Origin of the sequence: Roseomonas sp. CCTCC AB2023176 (assembly GCF_042259275.1) — a bacterium.
GTDB lineage: Bacteria > Pseudomonadota > Alphaproteobacteria > Acetobacterales > Acetobacteraceae > Roseomonas.
On the sequence record NZ_CP170086.1, the window covers coordinates 2,702,461 to 2,722,754 of the forward strand.

At 72.7% G+C, this 20,294-nt stretch carries 24 protein-coding genes and 1 pseudogene; 3 read left to right on the forward strand and 22 right to left on the reverse strand.

Features of this window, described 5'->3' with window-relative positions; translation table 11 throughout:
- Positions 1 to 22: 22 nt before the first annotated feature.
- The 11 genes and pseudogenes from ACE7GA_RS13470 to ACE7GA_RS13520 all read right to left on the reverse strand — a co-directional run bounded on the left by ACE7GA_RS13470 (position 23) and on the right by ACE7GA_RS13520 (position 8,016).
- Positions 23 to 829, reverse strand: a complete 807-nt coding sequence (locus tag ACE7GA_RS13470; RefSeq protein ID WP_376100267.1) for a M16 family metallopeptidase — start codon at positions 827 to 829, stop codon at positions 23 to 25.
- Positions 760 to 1,299 carry a M16 family metallopeptidase gene (locus tag ACE7GA_RS13475; RefSeq protein ID WP_376087208.1) on the reverse strand — a complete coding sequence of 180 codons (540 nt, stop codon included), beginning with the start codon at positions 1,297 to 1,299 and terminating at the stop codon, positions 760 to 762. Before ACE7GA_RS13475 ends, ACE7GA_RS13470 begins: the two co-directional genes overlap by 70 nt.
- Entirely contained in the window at positions 1,296 to 1,613 is a 318-nt protein-coding gene (locus ACE7GA_RS13480; RefSeq protein ID WP_376087210.1) for a hypothetical protein, read from the reverse strand. Before ACE7GA_RS13480 ends, ACE7GA_RS13475 begins: the two co-directional genes overlap by 4 nt.
- Positions 1,547 to 2,748 (reverse strand): annotated as a pseudogene (locus ACE7GA_RS13485) (M16 family metallopeptidase). The gene ACE7GA_RS13480 and the pseudogene ACE7GA_RS13485 overlap by 67 nt, the downstream one beginning before the upstream one ends.
- A 31-nt stretch (positions 2,749 to 2,779) precedes the next feature.
- Positions 2,780 to 3,055 (reverse strand): DUF3035 domain-containing protein, encoded by a 276-nt coding sequence (locus tag ACE7GA_RS13490; protein ID WP_376100269.1) that lies wholly within the window; start codon positions 3,053 to 3,055, stop codon positions 2,780 to 2,782.
- Positions 2,938 to 3,357: a DUF3035 domain-containing protein gene (locus ACE7GA_RS13495; RefSeq protein WP_376087212.1), complete on the reverse strand. Its 420-nt coding sequence runs from the start codon at positions 3,355 to 3,357 to the stop codon at positions 2,938 to 2,940. Before ACE7GA_RS13495 ends, ACE7GA_RS13490 begins: the two co-directional genes overlap by 118 nt.
- A 47-nt stretch (positions 3,358 to 3,404) precedes the next feature.
- The gene (gene lspA / locus ACE7GA_RS13500) at positions 3,405 to 3,944 is read right to left on the reverse strand and encodes a signal peptidase II (RefSeq protein ID WP_376087214.1); all 540 of its coding nucleotides are present in this window, start codon (positions 3,942 to 3,944) and stop codon (positions 3,405 to 3,407) included.
- A complete protein-coding gene (gene ileS, locus ACE7GA_RS13505) occupies positions 3,941 to 6,790 on the reverse strand; it encodes an isoleucine--tRNA ligase (protein WP_376087216.1) in 2,850 nt (949 codons plus the stop codon). Before ileS ends, lspA begins: the two co-directional genes overlap by 4 nt.
- Positions 6,791 to 6,948: 158 nt before the next feature.
- Positions 6,949 to 7,410 carry a hypothetical protein gene (locus tag ACE7GA_RS13510; RefSeq protein WP_376087218.1) on the reverse strand — a complete coding sequence of 154 codons (462 nt, stop codon included), beginning with the start codon at positions 7,408 to 7,410 and terminating at the stop codon, positions 6,949 to 6,951.
- On the reverse strand, positions 7,388 to 7,729 hold the full coding sequence (locus tag ACE7GA_RS13515) for a nucleotidyltransferase family protein (protein WP_376087220.1): 342 nt from the start codon (positions 7,727 to 7,729) through the stop codon (positions 7,388 to 7,390). The genes ACE7GA_RS13510 and ACE7GA_RS13515 overlap by 23 nt, the downstream gene beginning before the upstream one ends.
- Before the next feature lie 20 nt (positions 7,730 to 7,749).
- Positions 7,750 to 8,016, reverse strand: a complete 267-nt coding sequence (locus ACE7GA_RS13520; protein ID WP_376087222.1) for a DUF3297 family protein — start codon at positions 8,014 to 8,016, stop codon at positions 7,750 to 7,752.
- Between the two features lie 140 nt (positions 8,017 to 8,156).
- Here ACE7GA_RS13520 and ACE7GA_RS13525 point away from each other — a divergent pair, with 140 nt between their 5' ends.
- Positions 8,157 to 8,399 carry a hypothetical protein gene (locus ACE7GA_RS13525; protein ID WP_376087224.1) on the forward strand — a complete coding sequence of 81 codons (243 nt, stop codon included), beginning with the start codon at positions 8,157 to 8,159 and terminating at the stop codon, positions 8,397 to 8,399.
- A gap of 6 nt (positions 8,400 to 8,405) precedes the next feature.
- Here ACE7GA_RS13525 and ACE7GA_RS13530 read toward each other — a convergent pair whose 3' ends face one another.
- The 4 genes from ACE7GA_RS13530 to ACE7GA_RS13545 are packed head-to-tail and all read right to left on the reverse strand — an operon-like array spanning position 8,406 to position 10,971.
- Positions 8,406 to 9,347: a bifunctional riboflavin kinase/FAD synthetase gene (locus ACE7GA_RS13530; protein ID WP_376100271.1), complete on the reverse strand. Its 942-nt coding sequence runs from the start codon at positions 9,345 to 9,347 to the stop codon at positions 8,406 to 8,408.
- Between the two features lie 11 nt (positions 9,348 to 9,358).
- A complete protein-coding gene (locus ACE7GA_RS13535) occupies positions 9,359 to 9,955 on the reverse strand; it encodes a TIGR00730 family Rossman fold protein (RefSeq protein WP_376087226.1) in 597 nt (198 codons plus the stop codon).
- Positions 9,956 to 10,010: 55 nt separating this feature from the next.
- On the reverse strand, positions 10,011 to 10,541 hold the full coding sequence (locus tag ACE7GA_RS13540; RefSeq protein ID WP_376087228.1) for a GNAT family N-acetyltransferase: 531 nt from the start codon (positions 10,539 to 10,541) through the stop codon (positions 10,011 to 10,013).
- A gap of 10 nt (positions 10,542 to 10,551) precedes the next feature.
- Positions 10,552 to 10,971, reverse strand: coding sequence for a MaoC family dehydratase (locus ACE7GA_RS13545; RefSeq protein WP_376087231.1), 420 nt, complete (start codon positions 10,969 to 10,971; stop codon positions 10,552 to 10,554).
- 105 nt (positions 10,972 to 11,076) lie between these two features.
- Between ACE7GA_RS13545 and ACE7GA_RS13550 the strand changes: the two genes are divergently transcribed.
- Entirely contained in the window at positions 11,077 to 12,216 is a 1,140-nt protein-coding gene (locus ACE7GA_RS13550; RefSeq protein ID WP_376087233.1) for a M20 family metallopeptidase, read from the forward strand.
- A gap of 209 nt (positions 12,217 to 12,425) precedes the next feature.
- On the opposite strand, the gene ACE7GA_RS13555 is transcribed toward ACE7GA_RS13550, so the two are convergent.
- Positions 12,426 to 13,379, reverse strand: coding sequence for a metal ABC transporter solute-binding protein, Zn/Mn family (locus ACE7GA_RS13555; RefSeq protein WP_376087235.1), 954 nt, complete (start codon positions 13,377 to 13,379; stop codon positions 12,426 to 12,428).
- 84 nt (positions 13,380 to 13,463) lie between these two features.
- The gene (locus ACE7GA_RS13560) at positions 13,464 to 14,069 is read right to left on the reverse strand and encodes a hypothetical protein (RefSeq protein WP_376087237.1); all 606 of its coding nucleotides are present in this window, start codon (positions 14,067 to 14,069) and stop codon (positions 13,464 to 13,466) included.
- 297 nt (positions 14,070 to 14,366) lie between these two features.
- Between ACE7GA_RS13560 and pip the strand changes: the two genes are divergently transcribed.
- The gene (gene pip, locus ACE7GA_RS13565) at positions 14,367 to 15,335 is read left to right on the forward strand and encodes a prolyl aminopeptidase (RefSeq protein ID WP_376087239.1); all 969 of its coding nucleotides are present in this window, start codon (positions 14,367 to 14,369) and stop codon (positions 15,333 to 15,335) included.
- 95 nt (positions 15,336 to 15,430) lie between these two features.
- On the opposite strand, the gene ACE7GA_RS13570 is transcribed toward pip, so the two are convergent.
- From ACE7GA_RS13570 to ACE7GA_RS13590, 5 genes are all read right to left on the reverse strand, one after another.
- On the reverse strand, positions 15,431 to 16,330 hold the full coding sequence (locus tag ACE7GA_RS13570) for a DUF998 domain-containing protein (protein ID WP_376087241.1): 900 nt from the start codon (positions 16,328 to 16,330) through the stop codon (positions 15,431 to 15,433).
- Between the two features lie 229 nt (positions 16,331 to 16,559).
- A complete protein-coding gene (locus tag ACE7GA_RS13575; RefSeq protein WP_376087243.1) occupies positions 16,560 to 17,525 on the reverse strand; it encodes a Bug family tripartite tricarboxylate transporter substrate binding protein in 966 nt (321 codons plus the stop codon).
- A gap of 19 nt (positions 17,526 to 17,544) precedes the next feature.
- The gene (locus ACE7GA_RS13580; RefSeq protein WP_376087245.1) at positions 17,545 to 18,732 is read right to left on the reverse strand and encodes an FAD-dependent oxidoreductase; all 1,188 of its coding nucleotides are present in this window, start codon (positions 18,730 to 18,732) and stop codon (positions 17,545 to 17,547) included.
- The gene (locus ACE7GA_RS13585; RefSeq protein WP_376087247.1) at positions 18,729 to 19,475 is read right to left on the reverse strand and encodes a Fic family protein; all 747 of its coding nucleotides are present in this window, start codon (positions 19,473 to 19,475) and stop codon (positions 18,729 to 18,731) included. Before ACE7GA_RS13585 ends, ACE7GA_RS13580 begins: the two co-directional genes overlap by 4 nt.
- The gene (locus ACE7GA_RS13590) at positions 19,472 to 20,266 is read right to left on the reverse strand and encodes a GntR family transcriptional regulator (protein ID WP_376087249.1); all 795 of its coding nucleotides are present in this window, start codon (positions 20,264 to 20,266) and stop codon (positions 19,472 to 19,474) included. Before ACE7GA_RS13590 ends, ACE7GA_RS13585 begins: the two co-directional genes overlap by 4 nt.
- Between the last annotated feature and the right edge of the window lie 28 nt (positions 20,267 to 20,294).

Consider the following 20,294-nt stretch of genomic DNA (forward strand, 5'->3'; position numbering starts at 1 on the left):
GTCCATGCCCGGCGACGCGGCGTCAGAGGCCGACCGGCCGCCCCGCCACCACCACGGCAAGGTCATCGGGACGCAGCAGCCGCGCCGAAACCGCCGCCAGCCTCTCGCGTGACAGCGCAGCCAGGCGCGCTGGGCGTTTCTCCAGCCAGTCCAGCGGCCGCTCGTTCCGCTGCAGGGCCAGCAGGATGCTCGCGACCTGGCGCGTCGAGGTGAAGGACAGCGGCTGCGACCCGGTGAGGAAGGCGATCGCGTCCGCGCGTTCCTCCTCCGTCGGGCCATCTGCGGCCATGCGCGCCCATTCCTCCCGCAGAACCGCGAGCGTCTCGCCCACGCGCGCGTTCTGGGTGGCCACGGAGCCGATGATCAGGCCGCGGCGCATCACGGGTTCCATGCCCGCGGAGATGCCATAGGCCAGGCCCCGGCGTACCCGCACCGCGTCCATCAGGCGGGACGAGAACCCGCCGCCCGCCAGCACGCGCAGGACCACGCCTGCTGCCTCCCAATCGGGGTCGTCGGTCGTGAGCCCCGGTTGGCCGAAGAGGGCGCTCGACTGGGGGCTTTCGACCGGGATCACGGTCACGCCGCGCGCCCCAAAGCCGGGGACCGGCGGCAGGCCGTCCGGCGCGCCCTCCGGCCAGCCGCCGAAGAGGGCGCCGAGCAGGGCCGAGAGCTCGTCCGCCGTGATCGCGCCGGAGGCGGCGACGCAAAGGCCGCCGCGCCGGAACTGCCGCGCGGGCAGGGCACGCAGTGCCTCCGCCGTCAGACCGGCGAGGCTCTCCGGCGAGCCGCCGGGGGGCGGCCATAGGCGCCGGGCAGGGCGGCGGCCCAGAAGGCCAGGCCCGCCTTCCCGCGCGGACCTTCCAGCGCCTGCCGCGCGCCGGCGGTGGCCCGGGCCCGCACCCGCTCCACCGCCGGCGCGTCGAAGCGCGGCGCGGTGATCGCCAGGCGGGCGAGCCGCACCGTCTCCGGCAGGGCGTCGCGCAGGCAGCGCAGGGAGCCCGAGAACTCGTCCCGGTCCGCCGAGAAGGAGAGGGAGATCGCCGCGTCCCGCAGCGCCTCCTGGAAGGCGTTGGCGTCCAGGTCCCCCGCGCCCTCGGTGAGAAGAGAGGCAGCCAGCGCCGCCGCCCCTTCCTGCCCCGCGGGGTCGAGCGCCGCGCCGCCGGGGACGGAGAAGGTGAGGGAGACGACGGGAACTGCATGGTCCTCCGCCAGCCAGGCGGTGATCCCGGCCCCGCGCACGACCTGGACGGGCAGGGTGAAGCCGCTCTGCCCCGAAGCCGCGGGAATGGACCCGCTCACGACGCGGACACGCCTTCGGGCAGCAGCCAGCCGGTGAGGGAGGGGTGCGTGAAGACCGCGCGCGCCGCGGCCATGACGGATTCGGGGGTCACCGCGCGGATGCGGGCCGGCCAATGCTCCACCGTGTCGAGGGACAGGCCGATGGCCAGCGCACCGCCGATCAGCCGCGGCGCGGCACCGAGCCCGTCGAGCGAGAGCAGCGCCCCGGCGGTCAACTGGCGCTGGGAGCGCGCGACCTCCTCCGCCGTCACGCCGCCGTCGAGGAGGCGCGCGACCGTCTCCTCCGCCGCGGCCTCGACGCGCGCCGGCGGCACGTCGCGGCGGGGGAGGCGTAGACGCCGAAATCGCCCGAGCCGAGTTCGTCCGAGTCGTAGGACGCGCCGGCGCCGACCGCGAGGCCGGTCTCGACCAGCGCGCGGTGCAGGCGGGATCCGGGGCCGCCGCCCAGCAGGTGCGCCAGGACCTCCAGCGGATAGGCGTGTTCCCGGTCCGCCGGCGTGCGGCCCCAGGTCAGGTTCGGCGCCATCCAGGCGCGGATCATCTGGGCTTCCTGGACCTGCGGGTCGTTCCGGACCAGCCGGGATTCCAGGGGGCGTCGGGCGGCGGCGGGCGCAGGCGCGGCGAGACGGCACGGTTCTCGGCGCCGCCATACTCGCGCTCCACCACGTCCCGCAGGACCTCCCGCGTCACGGCGCCGGTGACGACGAGGGTGGCGTTGGAAGGGCAGTACCAGCGGCGGTGGAAGTCGCGCACGTCGTCGAGGGTGATCGCGCGGATCTCGTCGGGCCAGCCGATAATCGGGCGGCCATGCCAGTGCTGCGGGCCGTACATCGCGGCCTCGAAGGCCTCGCGGAAGCGGCCGCGGGGGGAGGAGTCGGTGCGCTGGCGCCGCTCCTCCAGCACCACCTGCCGCTCCGGCTCGAAGGAGGCCTCGGGGAAGGCCGGGGCGATGAGGCGGTCGGACTCCATCATCGCGACAAGCGCGAGCCGCGAGGCTTCGACGGTCTGGTGATAGGCCGTGACGTCGCGGGAGGTGAAGGCGTTGTCCTGCCCGCCCTCCCGCGCCACGCGCTGGGAAAACTCGCCTTCCGCCACGCGGCGGGAGCCCTTGAACATCAGGTGCTCGAGGAAGTGGGCGACGCCCGACTTGCCCGCCGGGTCCTCGCCGGCGCCGACGCCGTAGAACAGGTAATGCGCGACGACCGGGGCACCGCGCGTCTCAACATGGGCGACCGTCAGCCCGTTCGGCAGGCGCCAGAGCCCCGCGCCGAAGAGCGGCCGGTCCGCCGCGGAGAGTACGGGTGCCGGCGTCGTCGGCGGAGGGACGGTCTGCGACCGCGCCGGCGGCAGGAAGGCGACGGCAGGTGCGGCGGCCACGGCGAGGGCGGCGGCACGGCGGGTCAACGGCATGCCTTGTATGTGGGGCCGTTCCTGCCCTCGGCCAAGCATCGGGCGGAAGCTGGTCCGGCGCGCCCGGGGATCAGAACAGCCCTTCGAGCAGCCCACGACGGCGGCGCTGGATGATCGGGGTCTCGCCGTCGCCCGGCGCTCGGCCGAGGGCCGCGTTCTCCCGCAGCCGCTGCGCCTCCCGCGTCGGGTCAAGGGCGGTCCCTGGCGCGGGGGCGTCCTGCCAGAAGATCAGCCGGTCCGCGAAGTTCCGGGTGGGGCGGTCGAGTCGGAAGGCTTCCTCATCCACGCGGCGGCGGACCTCGTCGCTGGCCGAGGCACCGGGCGCGGTGCCGGCCTGCGCCAGCAGCGCGGCCTCCCCCGTCGAGGGCGCGCGCGGCGCGCCCTGGCCGAGGGCCGCGCCGGGGGCGATCGTGCTCTCCCCTGTTCCCGCGCCGACAGTTCCTGCGGCCGCCCCGCCCCGGGACGCGGCGGCGGCAGGTTGCCGAGGGAGGGCGGCAGCGACAGCGGGGCGCGCGTCACGACCTGGAACTCGTCCGGCGCGTCGCGCGTCAGCCCGAGGAAGCGGGACGTGTCGCCGCCGCAGGCCGCGAGGAGCGGCAGCAGCAGGAGGGTGGCCCAGGGACCGATGACGCGTGGCTTGGGTGGCATGGCAGCCGGTTCTTTAGACCCGTCGCGGTGGCGGAAAAAGGGCCGGTTCACAGCGGGTCCGGCCGCCGGGGCGCCGCCGGGTCCGCCGCGGTCCGCATCCGGGATCGGGAGCGGTCGGGGAACAGCGCCTCCACCAGGAGGGTCACGACCCCCAGCACGATGGCGGCGTCCGCGACGTTGAAGACGTACCAGTGCCAGTCCCAGGCATGGGCATCCACGAAGTCCACGACGGCGCCGAAGCGGATCCGGTCGATGACGTTCCCGATCGCGCCGCCGACGATGGCGCCGAGGGCCAGGGCCGTGCGGTTGTTCTCCGCCCGGGCCATCCAGCGCAGCAGGAAGAGGGCGATGGCCGCAGCCAGCCCCGCCAGCGCCCAGGCGTGCCAGGGCTCCGAGCCCGACAGCAGCCCGAAGGTCACGCCGCGGTTCCAGACCATGGTAAGGTCGAGGCCGAAGGGACCGGCCTCGAAGAGCGGGACGTTCTGCACGGTCGGCAGGTCCACGACAGTTAGGATCCACCACTTCGACGCCTGGTCGGCGGCGAGGATGACGAGGGCAAGCAGGAGGCCGCGGGCGAGGAGGCTCATGCCCCGGCTTCCACGGCGGCCTCGCAGCGACGGCAGAGGGTCGGATGGGCGGCGGACTGGCCGACCTCCTCCAGCACACGCCAGCAGCGGTCGCACTTCGTGCCGGACGCCGGTGCCACGCGGACATGCGGCTCCGCCGGGGCATCGCCTTCGTAGGTCAGCTCGTCGTAGTCGGAGACGATCAGCACCTCCTCCCAGAGTTCGGGGGAGAGGAGCGCGGGGCCACCTCCGACCGTGACGGAGGCTTCCAGCGAGGAGCGGATGCGACCGGCGCCGCGCTCCGCCTCGATCGCCGTCGTCACGCGGCCGCGCTGCGCCCGGATGTCGCGCCAGCGCGCGGCCAGCGCCTCATCCCGCCACTCCGGCGGGACCAGCGGGAAGTCCCCCAGGTGCACGCTCTCCGCATCATCGCCGAAGCGCGCCAGCCACGCCTCCTCCGCCGTGAAGCACAGCACGGGCGCCAGCCAGGCGCAGAGGCAGCGGTGCAGCACGTCGATCACCGTGCGCGCGGAACGCCGGCGGTGCGCGGAGCGCGCGTCGCAGTAGAGGCTGTCCTTGCGGATGTCGAAGTAGAAGGCCGAGAGGTCCGTCGCGCAGAAGGCATGGATCTCCGGATACACGCCGGACCAGTCATGCGTCCGCACGGCCTCCCGCACCCGCGCATCCAGTTCCGTCACGCGATGCAGGATCCAGCGCTCCAGCTCCGGCAGTTCCTCGTGCGGCACCACCTCCTCGGCAGTGAAGCCGTCGAGGTTGCCGAGCAGCCAGCGCAGCGTGTTCCGCATGCGCCGGTACAATTCGGCCTGCTGCCCCAGGATGGTCTTGCCGATCCGCAGGTCGTCCGCGGTGTCAGAGTTCATCACCCACAACCGCAGGATATCCGCGCCGTAGTCCTTCAGCACGTCCTGCGGCGCGGTGGTGTTGCCCAGCGACTTCGACATCTTCCGCCCGGCTTCGTCGAGGACGAAGCCGTGCGTCAGCACCGCCTTGAAGGGCGCAAAGCCGTTGGCGCCGATGGACTCCAGCAGCGACGAATGGAACCACCCGCGGTGCTGGTCCGAACCTTCGAGGTACAGATCCGCCGGGAAGGGCAGGCCGCGGTCGCGCAGGACGAAGGCGTGGGTCGAGCCGCTCTCGAACCACACGTCCACGATGTCCATGACCTGCTCGTAGTCGTCGGGGTTCCGGCCCTCACCCAGGAAGCGAGCCGCGGCACCCGGCTTGTACCAGGCGTCCGCGCCTTCCTTCGCGAAGGCGTCCACGATGCGCTGCATCACCGCGGGGTCGCGCAGCGGCTCTCCGCTGCGGCGGTCCACGAAGACCGCGATCGGCACGCCCCAGGCGCGCTGGCGGGAAATGCACCAGTCCGGACGCGCCGCGACCATCGCGCCGATGCGGTTGCGGCCCTGGTCCGGGACGAAATGCGTCTCGGCAATCGCCTGCAGCGCCTTCGCGCGGATCGCGTTGCCGTCGTCCATCGCGATGAACCATTGCGGCGTCGCGCGGAAGATCACCGGCTTCTTGGATCGCCAGGAATGCGGGTAGGAGTGGTGCAGCGACCCCTTGGCGACGAGCGTGCCGCTGGCGATCAGCGCGTCCCACACGGGCTGGTGTGCCTTGAAGACGTGGACGCCCATGAAGCCAGGTGCCTGGACGGTGTAGGTGCCGTCGTCGTTCACCGTCTCCGGCACCGGCAGGCCGTGGGCGCGTCCGAGTTCGAAGTCGTCCTCGCCATGCCCCGGGGCGATGTGGACGAAGCCCGTGCCCGCGTCATCCGTGACGAAGTCGCCCGCATGCATCGGCACGTCGAAGGCGTAGCCGCCCTCCGCACCCTCCCAGCCGCGCAGCGGGTGCGCGAGGACCGTGCCCGCCAGTTCCGCGCCGGGCAGCACGCGCCGGACGGTGTGGGCGGCGATTCCGGCCGACTTCAGTACGTCCGGCAGCAGCTTCAGCGCGACCACCAGCATGTCGCCGGCGCGCGCGACCGATGCGGGTTCCACCGCATCCACGTGGAACATCGCGTATTCGATCTCGTCGCCGTAGGCGACGGCGCGGTTGCCAGGAATGGTCCAGGGCGTCGTCGTCCAGATCACCACGCGCGCCCCGCGCAGGTCCGGCACCGGCGACGACACCACCGGAAACGCCGCATGCAGCGTCGGCGACGTCACGTCCTGGTACTCGATCTCCGCATCGGCCAGCGCGGTCTTCTCGACCGGGCTCCACATCACGGGACGCAGCCCACGGTAGAGCGAGCCGTTCATGAGGAACTTGCCGATCTCCGCGACGATCGCGGCCTCCGACGGGAAGTCCATCGTGGCGTAGCGGCCCTGCCAGTCGCCGAGGACGCCGAGGCGCTGGAACTCGCCCTTCTGCACCTCAAGCCATCCTGCCGCGTAGTCGCGGCACTCCGCGCGGAACTCCAGCACGGGGACGGATTCCTTGTCGCGGCCGCCCTGGTACCTGCCCTTGGGGTTCCGGTACTCCTCCTCGACCTTCCACTCGATCGGCAGGCCGTGGCAGTCCCAGCCCGGGATGTAGTCGGCGTCGTACCCCGCCATCTGCGCGGCGCGGTTGATGACGTCCTTCAGGATCTTGTTCAGCGCGTGGCCGATGTGCAGCGGGCCGTTCGCGTAGGGCGGGCCGTCATGCAGGATGAACTTCGGCCGCCCCGCGGACCGCCGCCGCAACTGCCCCCAGAGGTCCTGCCGATGCCAGCGGTCGAGCAGCGCGGGCTCCCGCTTCGGCAGGTCGGCGCGCATAGGGAAGGACGTCTTCGGCAGGAAGACCGTGTCACGGTAGTCGCGGGTGCCAGGGGCGCTGGTCGTCCCGGCGGGGGCGTCGTTCATCGGGGTTCTCGGGGCCGCGCGGATCGCGGCGATGGGGCTGGCGCGAAGGGGAGGTGTCCCGGCCCTCAGAGGAGGACCGGGCCGGGAATTCGCGCGTTCGGCCGCCGGGTCATGGGCCGGTTATGGGGAGGGGCGCCGGGTGGGGTCAAGGCGAAGCCTCAGCCCCGCGGTTTCGCGAAGGCGGTCAGGTCCTCCACCAGCAGCGGGATCGCGCGGGCCGCGAGCGCGACGTTGGGTTCGGCCCGGTCCCACGCGAAGGCCCCGTAGGCGTGGCGGTAGGCGTGCCGGAACTTCAGGAGATCGCCGAGCAGTGCCCAGGTTTCGTGCCGGATGATCGGCGGGCGCAGTCCTTCGGTCGGCCGTGCGGCGCGGCGAAGGACGTCGCGATGGTAATCCCGACCGCGCGGCACGTCGCCATCGACGGTGAGGAGGAGGCGCTCGATCGCGGTCTCCGCCGCGCAATAGGCGTCGTGGAGGTGCTTCCCGATCGCCATCTCGGCGTTCTCCCGCGCCTCGACGGACAGCGAGGCGAGGTTCGTGGCCTTCGCCTCGGCCCTCCTCGCCTCCGTGAGCGCGATTTCCAGATCGGCTGAGACGTCAGACCAGATCGGCGGGGTCACGTCCGTCCCTCCGGATTGTGGCGAGCAGCGAGGCCGAGGCATAGGCCATTAGCACGACATCGGACTCGAAGCCGTGGTCGGCTGCCGCGAGCCAGACGTCGGTGTCCGCAGCGCGCTGAGCCTCCTTCGGCCCGTCCAGCGCCAGGTCCAGGTCCGACCGTTCATGCATCCGCCCCGTCGCGACGGACCCGAACACGACCACCCGCACCCCATGCCGCGCCCCGGCCTCGGCCGCCGCGCGCGCGGCGGCGATCGCCTCCGCCCTCAGCGCGGCGAGGCGGCGTGCCCGGATCTCCTCATAGGTCGGGTAGCCGTCCATGCGCCCCCGTCTAGCACGGCCTATTCCGGTGCGGCGTCCTGCGCCGGCGGCGGGTCGCGGAAATAGGCCTCCACGCTCCCCTGCATCTTCATCGTCAGCGGCTTGCCCCGCCGGTCCAGCGTCTTGCCGACCGAGACGCGCACCCAGCCCTCGGAGACGCAGTATTCCTCCACGTTCGTCTTCTCGACGCCCTTGAAGCGGATGCCGATGCCGCGGCGCAGCAACTCCTCGTCGAAGTGGGGGGAGGCGGGATCGGCGGAGAGGCGGTCGGGAGGGGTATCCGTCATGCGGCGCGGGTTAGCCGAGACCGGGCGCGGCTGTCCAACCACCGCCCCGCGCTCGGGTGTTTCCACGCGGGCGCGGCAAGCCAGCCCCGCGCCCGCCGCAGGTGGCGCTGGGCGCGGGCCGCGTTACATCCCGGCGCAACATGACCCGGACCACCCTCCTCCTCCTCGGCGCGATCCTGCTGCTCTCGGGCCTGCTCGGCGCGCCCGTGCTGTGGCCGACGGAGGAGGTGCTGCCGAACCTGGCGCTGCGCCTGATCCTCTGGACGGCGTCGAGCGCGGGGGCGGTCTGCGTGTGGCTCGCCCTCGCGCCCTCCGGCCCCGCACGGTCCACGGAAGGGCACGCGACCCGGCGCTTCCCCGGCGGCCTGCCGCACGCCGCATAGGCGCGGTCAGGCCTCCAGGAGCGCCGCCCGGGCCGCCTCGGCATCGCCCGCGATGGCGGCCTTCAGCGCCTCCAGCCCATCGAAGGTCGCGTCGGGGCGGAGGAAGCGGACCAGCCGCACCCCGATTCCCTGCCCGTAGAGGTCGCCCGACCAGTCGAAGAGGTGCGTCTCCAGCCGCGTCTCCGGGTCTCCGCCCAGGGTCGGCCGGCGGCCGACGTTGGAGACGCCCTTCGCCTCCGACCCGTCGGGCAGGGCGACGGTGACGGCGTAGACGCCCCGCGCCGGTTCGAGGTGGCGTCCCATCCAGATGTTCGCGGTGGGCCAGCCCAGTTCGCGGCCCAGGCGGTCGCCGTGGAAGACCTCGCCCCAGACCTCCCAGGGCCGGCCGAGCAGGGCGGCGGCCCGCTCCGGGTAGCCGTCCTGCAGCGCCCGGCGCACGCGCGTGCTGCTGACCGGGCCTGCCGCGTCGGTGACTGGCGGCACGACGGAGAGGCCGATCCCCCGCGATTCCGCCCAGCGGGACAGGAAGCCGATGTCGCCGCCCCGGCGGTGCCCGAAGGCGAAGTCCGCGCCGCAGGCCAGGTGACGGGCCCCGAGGTGCCGGTGCAGCACCGCCTCGCAGAAGGCATCCGCCTCCATCGCCGCGAGGTCGGCGTCGAAGGGCAGGGCGTGGACGTGGGCGCAGCCCGCCTCGCCCAGGGCCGCGGCCTTGGCGGGCAGGAGGGTCAGGCGGAAGGGCGGGTCCTGCGGGCGGAAGTGCTCGCGCGGATGGGGTTCGAAGGTCAGGGCGGCGAGGGGCAGGTCCGGGCGCGCAGCATGGGCCGCGCCCAGCACGGCACGATGCCCCAGGTGCACGCCGTCGAAATTGCCGAGCGCGACCGTCCCGCCCCGCGCGTCCTCCGGCAGTGGGGCGTGGTCGGTCCAGATCCGGGGCGCGCGCGTCGTCAGGGGCGGCGCGCTCAGGCCTGGGCGACCCGCTCGATCCACCGCGTCACCTCCGGCGGGCGATAGTTCGCGAGGATGTCGAGCGCCTGCTCCGGCGTGTCCGCCCGCATGGCGATCATCCCGTGCTCCGGCCGCACGAAGCCCTCGGCCTCCATGCCCCGGATCATGTCGAAGAGGCGGGACCAGAACCCGTCCACGTCAAGGAAGACGACGCCCTTCCGGTGCAGGCCGAGTTGCCCCCAGGTGAGGACCTCGAAGGCTTCCTCCAGCGTGCCGAAGCCGCCGGGCAGGACGACGAAGCCGTCCGAGAGTTCGGCCATCATCGCCTTGCGCTCATGCATCGAGCCGACGACGTGGAGCTGCGTGACGGAGCCGTGGCCCAGCTCCCGGTTCATCAGGTTTTCGGGGATGACGCCATCCACCCGCGCGCCGCCTTCCAGCGCGGCATCCGCGACGACGCCCATCAACCCGACCTTGCCGCCGCCATAGACGAGGTTGAGCCCGCGCGCGGCGATCGCGTGGCCCAGGGTGCGCGCGGCGTCGGCGTATTCGGGACGGTTGCCGGGGTTCGCGCCGCAGAAGACGCAGACGCCCTTCATGTTGCCTGTCATGCGGAGGTATGTGGCATGCGGGCCACGGGGCATCCACCCGCCACGGACTTCACGCTCACGGCACGGTCCGGGCGGGGAGCGTCTGGCCCCAGATCTCGATCTCCGCCTCGTCGTGCGGCGGCGGCAGGCGGTCCATCCGCAGGAAGCGGGAACCCAGCCGTCGGGCGAGCGCGCGGGACGGCAGGTTTTCCGCCCGGATGCAGTGGATGACGTCGCGCCAGCCCAGGGCGTCGTGCGCCCAGGCCATGGTGGCGACCGCGGCCTCCGCCGCCAGCCCGCGTCCCCAGTGGCTGCGCAGCAGGCCCCAGCCGATCTCGTCGCCCGGCCAGCCGTCGGGGCGCCACGGCCCGACGCGGCCGATCCACTGCCCCGTCTCGCGCTCGATCACCGAGAACATCCCGAAGCCTTGGAGGCCCCAGGACCCGGCCATCGAGGCCAGGCCGCGCCAGGAGCCCAGCCGCGTCTGCAGCCCGCCGATGAAGCGTGCGGAACCCTCGTCGCCCATCAGCGCCGCCCAGCCGTCGAGGTCCTCCGCCACGGGAAGGCGCAGGATCAGCCGGTCGGTCGTGAGGGTGGGGCCGTCCATCGCGCCCGCGTCAGCCGCGCGAGGGCGGGATGACGAGCGCCTCGCCCTCGATCACCACCTTGCCGCCGGCCGTGCAGGTCGTCTTGAGCGTCGCGCGCTTCTTGGCGGCGTCGAGCGCGGTGACCTCGACGGTCGCCGTCACCGTCTGCCCGATCGTCACGGGCGCGCGGAACTTCAGCGTCTGGGACAGGTAGATCGTCCCCGGCCCCGGCAGGCGCGTGCCCAGCACGGCGGAGATGAAGCCGGCGGAGAGCATTCCGTGCGCGATGCGCTCCTTGAACATCGAAGCCGCCGCGGCCTCGGCGTTGATGTGGACGGGGTTCGTATCTCCGGAGACCGCGGCGAACATCAGGATGTCGGCCTCCGTCACCGTCTTGCCGAAGGAGGCGGTCTGGCCGACCGACAGGTCCTCGAAGAACACGCCGTCCATCTGCGCGCGATCCCTTGCGTTGCGGTGCCGCATTAGGCGGGGCCGGAGCGGTGGACAAGCCGGGCCCCCCGGCCCAGAAGCCCGCCCGTCCTCGAGGAGTCCCGCATGCCCCGCACCCAGATCGGCACCAGCGAAGCCCTGCTGGAGGAACTGCGCGGCTGGGTGCTGCACGAGACCCCGACGACCGACCCGAAGGCCGTGAACGGCCTGATGGACCGGGCCGAGGCCGAACTCCGGGCGGTGGGCGCCGAGGTCACCCGGATTCCCGGGCGCGACGGCTACGGCGACAACCTGATCGCCCGTACGCCCGGACCGAAGGGGTCGAACCAGCAGCCCGTGCTGATCGCCGGGCACCTCGACACCGTGTGGGACCACGGGGTGCTGGCGTCCTCGATGCCATTCAAGGTGGAGGGCGAGAAGGCCTTCGGCCCCGGCATCTACGACATGAAGGCGGGGTCCTTCCTGGCGTTCCACGCGGTGCGGGAGATCCTGCGCCAGAAGGTCCCGACCAACCGCCCGATCACGCTGCTGCTGACGCCCGACGAGGAGGTGGGGTCCCCCACCTCCCGCGAGATCATCGAGCGCGAGGCGCGCGGGGCCGCCGCCGTCCTCATTCCCGAACCTGCCGGCGGCGCGCGGGGCGCCTGCGTGACCGCGCGCAAGGGCGTCGGGCGCTTCACCATCCGGATCGAGGGCGTCTCCGCCCATGCCGGCGGCAACTGGTCGGAGGGGCGGTCGGCCGTCGTCGCGCTGGCGGAGATCATCGGGTGCCTCCACGCCATGGTGGACCTGCCGGGCGGCATCACGACGAACGTCGCCCCGGTCTGGGGCGGCACGCGCCCCAACGTCGTCCCGCCGGAGGCCGGCTGCGAGGTGGACCTACGCGTCCAGACCGTCGCGGACGGGGAGCGGATGGAGGCCGCGATCCTCGCCCTGGCCTATGAGCGCGACGGCATCAAGGTGACCGTCGAGGGCGGCATGAACCGCCCGCCCATGGCCGAGGACGAGGCCATCCTCGCCCTCTACGACCGCGCGCGGACCCTGGCGAAGGAGGCGGGCTACGACCTGCCGAAGCAGCACCGCGGCGGCGGCTCGGACGGCAACTTCACCGCGGCGCTCGGCATCCCGACGCTCGACGGCCTCGGCTGCACCGGCGCCGGCGCCCATGCGCCGTACGAACATATCCTGTGGCGCGACCTCGCGCCCCGCGGGCAGGTCCTCGCCGGGCTGCTGGAGACGCTCTGAGCGCAGCGTCGGCGTTCCTCTCCCGCGCGCATTCGACCCGCTGCGCGGTCAGATTATCGCGGGGCTACCGAGACGCTCTGAGTAAGCCGCCGGTTTCCCCTCCGGCGTAAGGTGCCGGGCGCCCGCTCGTCGCGCTCCTGGTGGACACGCCGGCTGCGGCCGAGCTGTCGGAGCGGCTGCCTTCATGGCGGAAGGCCGGGCAAACCGCCTCACGCCGCCCCGCGCAGCATCGCAGCGACCATCAACCCCGTGTTGTGCCGCACCAGCGCCTCGTAGGTGGTGGCAGGCCCACCCGCGCCGGACAGGGCATCGGCATAGAGCCGCCCGCTGACCCGCACCCCCGCCTCCCGCGCCAGCCGTTCCAGCGTCGCGGGGGCCGACATGTTCTCGACGAAGACGGCGGTGATCCCCTCGGCGCGGATCTGGCGGATGAGGGCCGCGACCTCCCCGGCCGAAGCCTCCCCGCCCGTGGAAGGGCCTTGCGGCGCGAGGAAGCGGATGCCGTAGGCGTCGCCGTAGTAGCCGAAGGCGTCGTGACTCGTGACGACCACCCGCCGCGCCTCGGGCACCGCCGCGACCGCCGCCCGCACCTCCTCGTGCAAGGTGGCGAGGCGGGCGGCATAGGCCTCCGCATTCCCGCGGTAGAGCGCCGCGTTCCCCGGATCGGCCGCGGCGAGTCCGGCCGCAACGTTGCGCGCGTAGGTCGCGGCATTGCGCGGGTCGCCCCAGGCATGCGGGTCCGGCGTGCGGGACGGGGCGGCCGCCTGGGCCTGCCGCCGCCTCGCGCCGCTGCCGGGGGAGTGGCTGTGCCCGGCCTGCATGACCCGCGGCGTCACCCCCTCCGTCGCGGTGACGAGGGTCGCGCCGGAACCGGACGCCCGGACCAGCCGGTCCATCCAGCCGTCGAAGCCCAGCCCGTTCCGGACGAGCAGGGCGGCCCCGCGCAGGCGCTCCACGTCGGAAGGGCGCGGCTGGAACTCGTGCGCATCGGCGTCGGGACCGACGAGGACCTGCAAGGCGAGCGGCCGCTCGCCCGCCACTTGGCGGACGACGTCGCCGAGAATGGAGAAGGAGGCGACGACCGCCGGAAGGCCCTGACCACGGACCAGCGCCGGGAGGGCGAGGCCTGCGGCCGGAGCGAGGAGGAGGGTACGGCGCTGCATGCTCAGCCTCGGGCCCGTGCTGGATAAAGGACGTTATAACATAACATTCATCGCGCCGGCAAGTGACCCGCCGGGGCGCGTCCCTCAGCCCCGGCGGAACAACCGTCGCATCCAGTCCGCCAGCCCGCCACCCCGCTTCGCGACGGTGGCGTGGCTCGCATGCGGGCGCCGGGAGGGCGGGGGAAGGGCGCTCGCCACCGTGTGCCGGCCGGAATCGCCGGCCGCGATCAGCCGCTCCTCCAGCGCGATCACGCCGGCGACGGCCTCCGGCGGACGCGTCGCGGCCAGCGCCCCCGCGGCCGCGGCCGCATCGTCGAAGGCTTCGGCCCGGCGCAGCGCGTCCACGACCCGCACCGTCTGCTCCGCATCCAGCGCCGGCCCCGCGCGCCAGAGCGCCACCGCATCCCGCCGCCAGGCGCGGGCGAGGTCCGGGCGGCGCGCGTCGTCCGCCACCCAGGCCGCCTGCAACGTCGCCTCGGCCGCCGCGTGCAGCGCCCCCGTCTCCTCCAGCACGTAGGCGTAGCCCAGGAAGCGCCGGGCGAGGGGCGGATGGGTCGGGTCGGCGAGCACCGCGCGGAACGGCGCGGTGCCGACGGCCGCGATCGCCGCGGGATGGGCGCGCGCGATCTCCGGCGCGGCGTAGCCGCAATGCGGGCATTGCTGGAGCCATTGCTCCATCGTTGCCCGCACGGGCTCCCCCGGCCGCAGGTCCAGGTCGGGCGCGCTCTCCGGCGGCGCAGGGCGGAAGCGGTTCTGGCGGCTTTCCGTCCCGCAGACCGCGCAGGCCTGGAGGCCCCCGCGGCCCCCGGCGGGGCGGGCGTCCTGGCGCGGCGCGGGAACGGGGGGCGGGCCATGATTCTCTCTACCTAAGCACGGGCGCTGCCCGCGCGAAGGCCTTATCGGCCCCGCGCGCAAGGAGTTGCGGCCCCGACACGACGGTCACCCCGTTGCGTCCCCTCCGCCCCTCACGGCAAAACGGGGCCGACCATGCCGCGCGGCGACCTGTTCCCCGACATCGCGCCCTACGAGACGGGCCTGCTGCCGATCTCCCCCGCCGGGGGCGCCGGGCCGTCGCACGTCATGTATTGGGAGCAGGTGGGCAACCCGCGCGGTCAGCCCGTACTGTTCCTGCATGGCGGCCCCGGCGCGGGGGCCGGCGCCGTGCACCGCCGCTTCTTCGACCCGGCGCATTGGCGCGTCGTCATCTTCGACCAGCGCGGCGCCGGCCGATCCCGCCCTCTCGGCGAACTGCGCGACAACACGACGCAGCACCTGATCGGCGACATCGAGATCCTTCGCCGCTTCCTCGGCATCGAGCGCTGGCTGCTCTTCGGCGGCTCCTGGGGCTCGACGCTCGCGCTCGCCTACGCGCAGGCGCACCCGCTGCGCGTCGCGGGTTGCGTGCTGCGCGGCGTCTTCCTCGGCCGCGACGACGAGGTGGACTGGTTCCTCTACGGCCTGCGCCGCATCTTCCCCGATGCCTGGCAGAACTTCGCCGAGCACGTCCCCGCCGCCGAGCGCGACGACCTGCTGCGCGCCTACCTCAAGCGCCTGACCGACCCCGACCCCGGCGTCCATATGGCCGCCGCACGGGCGTGGTCGAACTACGAGGGGCTGTGCAGCACGCTTCTGCCGTCCCCCGAGACCGTCGCGTCCTTCGCGCAGGACCGCAGCGCCCTCGGCCTCGCGCGGATCGAGGCGCACTACTTCGCGAACAAGCTGTTCCTTCCGCCCGGGGGTCTTCTGGGTGGCATGCGCAACCTGGCCCACGTGCAGGCCGAGATCGTCCAGGGGCGCTACGACATGGTCTGCCCCCCAACCTCCGCCTTCGAACTGGCCGAGGCCTGGCCGGGCGCGCGCCTGACCGTGGTGCCGGATGCCGGCCATTCCGCGCTGGAACCGGGCGTGCGGACGGCGCTGGTGGCGGCGGTGGAGCGGTTCCGGCGGCGGGGGTAGCGCGGGATTGCGCGAAGGCCACGCAGAGCGGGACCGCGCAACGCGCTGTGCTATCGAGCATCACGGGCGCCGAATGCGAGGAGCGGGCGGGCTCCTCACGTCCTCGCCCGTCGCTTCAACTGCCCTTCGTGCTCGATCCACCAGATCTCGGTGCTCTTGACCGCCCAGAACGTCACAAAGATCAGGATGCCGGCGACCTCAAACCAGAAGACCCACGTGCTGTCATTCGGCCGCCCGGACAGCAGGTACACGGCAAAGATAGCCCCAGGAACGAGCGCAAAGAGCATGCCGAGGACGGCATAGATCGCCGTGTAGACGCGGCGGCCCTGGGCGTTCTTCAGCACCTTCAGTGAGGCCTGGGAAAAGAAGGCGCAGGTGACGCCGAGCGTCAGGAAAAAGACCGCCGCGGCGCCGAAATGCCACGTGGCAGTCCGAGTGCGGGCAGCCTCGGCGCTGCCGTTCACCGGCCAGTCCATCGGACAGAGGGCAATGATGATCGCGGCGACGCCGGCGACGTTCATCGCCCAATCTTCACGGATGGAGTAACCCCGGTAGAGCACGAGGAACGCACCGATGGCGAAGAGAACGCCGACAAAGATATCTCGCGCGGTGCCGGCTCCATAATGCGTCGGGTGAGTGGCTGAGTAATGGTAATAGGCGCTCAGCGACGCCTGCGCGTGCGCGAGGCCGCCACCCTGCAAGACAAGGAGGACGGGGAACAACACGGCCAGGATCGCCAGCCCCCAGCGAAGACTATAGTAGCTGGACGAGATCTGAAGAAGGTCATGGAGGGTCGCTCTGGGCGAGCTTCGGACAGCAGGGGCTGAGCGAAGTCGCTCACCCTGCTCAGCCGCTTCCTCGGAGATCTGGTTCTTGAGTTCCAGCGCCCGCAAAGCCCTGTTCGGCGCCCGGACGAGGTTGTCGAACTGCTCGGCGATGCTGGGAACTGTGCGGCCCCCACCTTTGCCCTGCCGATCAGCCACGTCTTCCGACATGAGCGCTGTCCGTCCTCTGGCGAATGTGCGCGTTAACTGCCACTGAACTTGATCATGATCGATCGGGTCGGTGCAACCTAAAGTTGCGGGTCTTCCCGACCGCAGGATCGGTGATCGCACGGTAATGCCCTGACCCGCCGCGATGTCGCTAGCGGTCCACCGGACGACGGTAGGGCATGTGACCGGTAGTTCACGAGGCGCAGAACGAACGCGTCGCCCCTCAGCCGGACTACTCCGCCCGGACCTCCGCCGCCCGCGCCGCCCGCCCCCAGCGCTCGACTTCCTCCGCGACGTAGGCCGCGTACCAGGCGCGGCTGCGCGGCGGCGGCACGGCGCCGAAGTCGGCGAGGCGGGCGCGGACCTCTTCGGTCGAGAGAGCTTCGAGGATCGCGGCGTTCATCCGGTCCGCGATGGCGTCGGGCAGGCCGGGCGGGCCGGAGAGGCCGAACCAGGTCGGCGCGTTCATCTGTGGCAGGCCGAGTTCGGCGAAGGTCGGGACGCCGTCCCAGCCCGGCGTGCGCTGTTCGGACGTGATGGCGATCAGGCGCGTGCGCTCGTTGCGGCCGGTCTCGGCGAGGGTGGTGATCATGGAATCCACGTTCCCCGCCATGAGGTCCTGCAGCCCGGGCGCCGAGCCGCGGTAGGGCACGTGCGTGAGCTGCGTGCCGGTCAGGCGCGCGAGTGTCGCGCCGAGGACGTGGGACGTCGTGCCGTTGCCAGGCGAGGCGATCGTCAGGCCGGGACGCGCGCGCGCCGCGGCCAGGAAGCCTGGAAAATCCCGGACCGGCGACTGCACGCCGACCGCGAGCACGGACGGCACGTCGGCCAGCAACCCGATATGGGTGAAGTCCCGCACGCTGTCGTAGGGCATGCGCGGATAGACGTTCGGCCCCACCGCATGGGACGCGATGTTGGACATGATGAAGGCGTATCCGTCCGGCGGCGCCTTCGCGACGACGTCGCTGCCGACGGTGCCGCCGGCGCCCGCGCGGTTCTCGACGATCACGGGCTGGCCGAGCGTCTGCGTCATCCGCTGCGAATAGACGCGCGCGACGATGTCCGTGGTGCCGCCGGGCGGGAAGGGGACGACGAAACGGATGGGGCGCGCGGGCCAGGCAGGCTGCGCGCGCAGCGGCAGCGGCGCGGCCAGGGCCGGCATGGCGGCGAGGAGGATACGGCGGCTGGTCGTCATCATCGTCCCCGTCAGGTGCCCATCAGGTGATGGTAGCGGCCTGGCGCAGGCCGGTGATCATGGAAGTGCGGAGCAGGTGCTCCCGCAGGCGGCCCCGATCGTCGCAGAGCACCTGCATTTCCGCCAGCAGGGTGCGCCGGCGGTCCGGGTCCTTCTCCCGCATCCGCGCGCGGTTGCGGTCGGCCTGGGCGATGATCTCGCGCTCGGCCACCGGGCGGCGGCGGCGGGTGTAGCGATCCAGAATGGTGTCGTCGGTTTCGCCGCGGAGGACGGCCGTCAGCGTCGGGGCCAGTTCGAAGGCGTCGTGGATTCCGCCGTTCATGCCCATCCCGCCCGAGGGCGAGTTCAGGTGCGCGGCGTCGCCAGCCAGGATCAGCCGGCCGCGCCGGTAGTCCTCCACGATGCGCTGGTGCACGCGGTAGGGGCGGAGGTCCGGCACGTCGTAGGGCGTATCCTTCGGGTGGATCGCCTGGAGCTTTCGTTCGATGGCCGCGGGGTCCAGCGCCTGCTCCACCGTCTCCTCCGGGGCGGGGTAGAGGCTGGCGCGCCACTTCCCCGGCACGCGGAGGAGCGAGAACGTGCCGGAGAAGGCGGGGTGGCTCGTCCAGACGTAGTTCACGTTGGACAGGCCGGGCAGGACCGCGTCGAAGGCGAAGGGCGTGGTCGCGAGGATCGTCGTCTCCGGATAGGTGTCGCCCGGGAAGTCCAGCGCCATCGCGCGCCGCACGACCGACCGCGCGCCGTCGCAGCCCACGGCGTAGTCGGCGCGGGCCGTCTCACCGCCTTCCAATTCAAGCGTCACGCCATCCGCGTCCTGCGCCACGGCCGCCACGGGCGTGGCGAAGCGGACCGTGCCGGCGGGCAGCAGCGCGAGGAGCAGGTGCGACAGCTTGTGCTGTTCGGCCTGGAGCCGGTGTGGGAAGCCCGTGTCCTCCGACAGGACGGAGAGGTCGAAGACCGCGCGATCCCCCGTCTCGTGCAGGCGGATCTGCCAGGTCGGCGTCACCAGCCCCTGTGCGATCAGCGGCCGCGCGACGCCGATCGTGTCGAGCATGTCGAGCGTCGGGGGGTGGAAGGTGGAGGCGCGCAGTTCCTCCGCGATGGCAGGTCCCGCCTCGAAGACCTGCGGCGCAAACCCAGCGCGGTGCAACAGGACGGCGAGGGTCAGGCCGACGGGGCCGGCGCCGACGATGGCGATGCGGGGTGTCATCCTGCGGACCTCAGCGCGCAGAGCATATCATCCAATCTCTCGCCGAGTCGTTGCCAGAGGAGCCGGTCGAAGGCCTCCGTCCCTCCGCCCGCCTGGCCGGTGCCGAGGGCGCGGAGGTAGGCCGGTCGGTCCTCTGGCCGAATGGCGATCGGCGGGTCGCCGCCGCGGATGAGCATGAGGTTCATCAGGAGTCGCGCCGTGCGCCCATGGCCGTCCTCGAAGGGATGAATGTCCACGAGCCTCCGGTGCGCATCGAAGGCTGTGGCCGGCTCGTCCGGTGCCGTCGACAGCCAAGCCGCGAAGTCGCCCATGAGGGCGGGGATCTCGGCGGGCGAGGGGAAGGCGTGACGGCCGGACTCGGTGAGCGCGAAGCGGCCGTGCCGAGCATATTGCCCCGCGATCTCCGGGGCGGAGCGCGCCAGGATGAGGCGATGCAGGTTCCGGACGTCGGCTTCCCGCAGCGGGGCCGGGTCGCGCGCGGCGGAACGGACGAAACGCAGCGCATCGAAGTGGTCCAGCGCTTCCAGGTGATCCTTCAGCGGCTTCCCGCCGACAGTGATCCCGTTCTCGACGACAAGGCTTGTCTCGGCGGCGGTGAGGGTGTTCCCCTCGACGGCGTTCGATGTGTAGGTGATCTCCAGGTCGTAGGCGTGCTCGGGTAATCGCAGGGCTTCCGGCGGCAGCGGGCGCATCGCGTCGAGTTCGGCGCGCCTCCGGGCGACCGAGTCCCGAACCTCCGTCATGCACGGACCACCGGCGCCCAGCGTGGCGGGCGGGCGCGTCCCTCGGCGTCCAGCGGGACCCGATAGGCGAAGCGGTCTGCACGGTAGAGGAACCGCGTGTGGACGAAGGGCACGCCCTCCGCGTCCGTCATCGTGCGGTCCAGGCGCACCAGCGGCGCGCCGATCGCGACGCCCAGCGCGGCCGAAAGGGCAGGGGAGGCGGCCTCGGCGCCGATCGCCTGCTCGGCGCTGGCCATCCGGGCGCCACGGTCGGCCAGGATCTCGGGCAGCGGCACGCCGGTCTCGAGGCGCCGCCGCGGCAGGCGCGCGCCGAGCGGCAGCGGCACCCAGGACAGGGCGTGGGAGAAGGGACCGGCCTCGTCGCGGCGCACGCGTTCCAGGCGCATCGCGCCCAGGCCGGCCTCCAGGCCGAGCGCGACGGCCGGGGCGGCGGGAAGAGGCGCGGGGCCGAGGGCAAGGATCGCGACCTCCGACGCGGCGGAGAAGCCGCGCACATCCGCCGCCCATCCCGCCGTGTTGCCGGCCGCTGCCGCTGCCGCCGCCGCGAACGTGCCGCGCCCCGCTTCGCGCCGAAGCAGCCCCTCGGCGGCCAGCGCATCCATCGCACGACGCAAGGTCATCCGCGCCGCCCCGAAGCGGGCGGCCAGTTCATGCTCGCCGGGCAGCGGTCGGCCCGGCGGATAGATGCCGTCGCGCAACTCGGCCCGCAGCACCTCGGCGATGCGGAGCCAGAAGGGGGCGGCACGGGGAAGGCCGTCCAGGGCGGACCTCTCCGAAGGTGGCGCTTGCATAAGGGCCACAACCTGTCCAACCTGTCCA

Coding starts and splice junctions, on each gene's coding strand:
- lspA (WP_376087214.1), bottom strand. CDS start 3,944: ATGAGCCTCCTCGCCCGCGGCCTCCTGCTTGCCCTCGTCATCCTCGCC.
- ACE7GA_RS13570 (WP_376087241.1), bottom strand. CDS start 16,330: ATGTCGGAAGACGTGGCTGATCGGCAGGGCAAAGGTGGGGGCCGCACA.
- ACE7GA_RS13575 (WP_376087243.1), bottom strand. CDS start 17,525: ATGATGACGACCAGCCGCCGTATCCTCCTCGCCGCCATGCCGGCCCTG.
- ACE7GA_RS13540 (WP_376087228.1), bottom strand. CDS start 10,541: ATGGACGGCCCCACCCTCACGACCGACCGGCTGATCCTGCGCCTTCCC.
- ACE7GA_RS13555 (WP_376087235.1), bottom strand. CDS start 13,379: ATGCAGCGCCGTACCCTCCTCCTCGCTCCGGCCGCAGGCCTCGCCCTC.
- ileS (WP_376087216.1), bottom strand. CDS start 6,790: ATGAACGACGCCCCCGCCGGGACGACCAGCGCCCCTGGCACCCGCGAC.
- ACE7GA_RS13520 (WP_376087222.1), bottom strand. CDS start 8,016: ATGACGGATACCCCTCCCGACCGCCTCTCCGCCGATCCCGCCTCCCCC.
- ACE7GA_RS13580 (WP_376087245.1), bottom strand. CDS start 18,732: ATGACACCCCGCATCGCCATCGTCGGCGCCGGCCCCGTCGGCCTGACC.
- ACE7GA_RS13550 (WP_376087233.1), top strand. CDS start 11,077: ATGCCCCGCACCCAGATCGGCACCAGCGAAGCCCTGCTGGAGGAACTG.
- ACE7GA_RS13515 (WP_376087220.1), bottom strand. CDS start 7,729: ATGGACGGCTACCCGACCTATGAGGAGATCCGGGCACGCCGCCTCGCC.
- ACE7GA_RS13535 (WP_376087226.1), bottom strand. CDS start 9,955: ATGACAGGCAACATGAAGGGCGTCTGCGTCTTCTGCGGCGCGAACCCC.
- ACE7GA_RS13590 (WP_376087249.1), bottom strand. CDS start 20,266: ATGCAAGCGCCACCTTCGGAGAGGTCCGCCCTGGACGGCCTTCCCCGT.
- pip (WP_376087239.1), top strand. CDS start 14,367: ATGCCGCGCGGCGACCTGTTCCCCGACATCGCGCCCTACGAGACGGGC.
- ACE7GA_RS13525 (WP_376087224.1), top strand. CDS start 8,157: ATGACCCGGACCACCCTCCTCCTCCTCGGCGCGATCCTGCTGCTCTCG.
- ACE7GA_RS13495 (WP_376087212.1), bottom strand. CDS start 3,357: ATGCCACCCAAGCCACGCGTCATCGGTCCCTGGGCCACCCTCCTGCTG.
- ACE7GA_RS13585 (WP_376087247.1), bottom strand. CDS start 19,475: ATGACGGAGGTTCGGGACTCGGTCGCCCGGAGGCGCGCCGAACTCGAC.
- ACE7GA_RS13545 (WP_376087231.1), bottom strand. CDS start 10,971: ATGGACGGCGTGTTCTTCGAGGACCTGTCGGTCGGCCAGACCGCCTCC.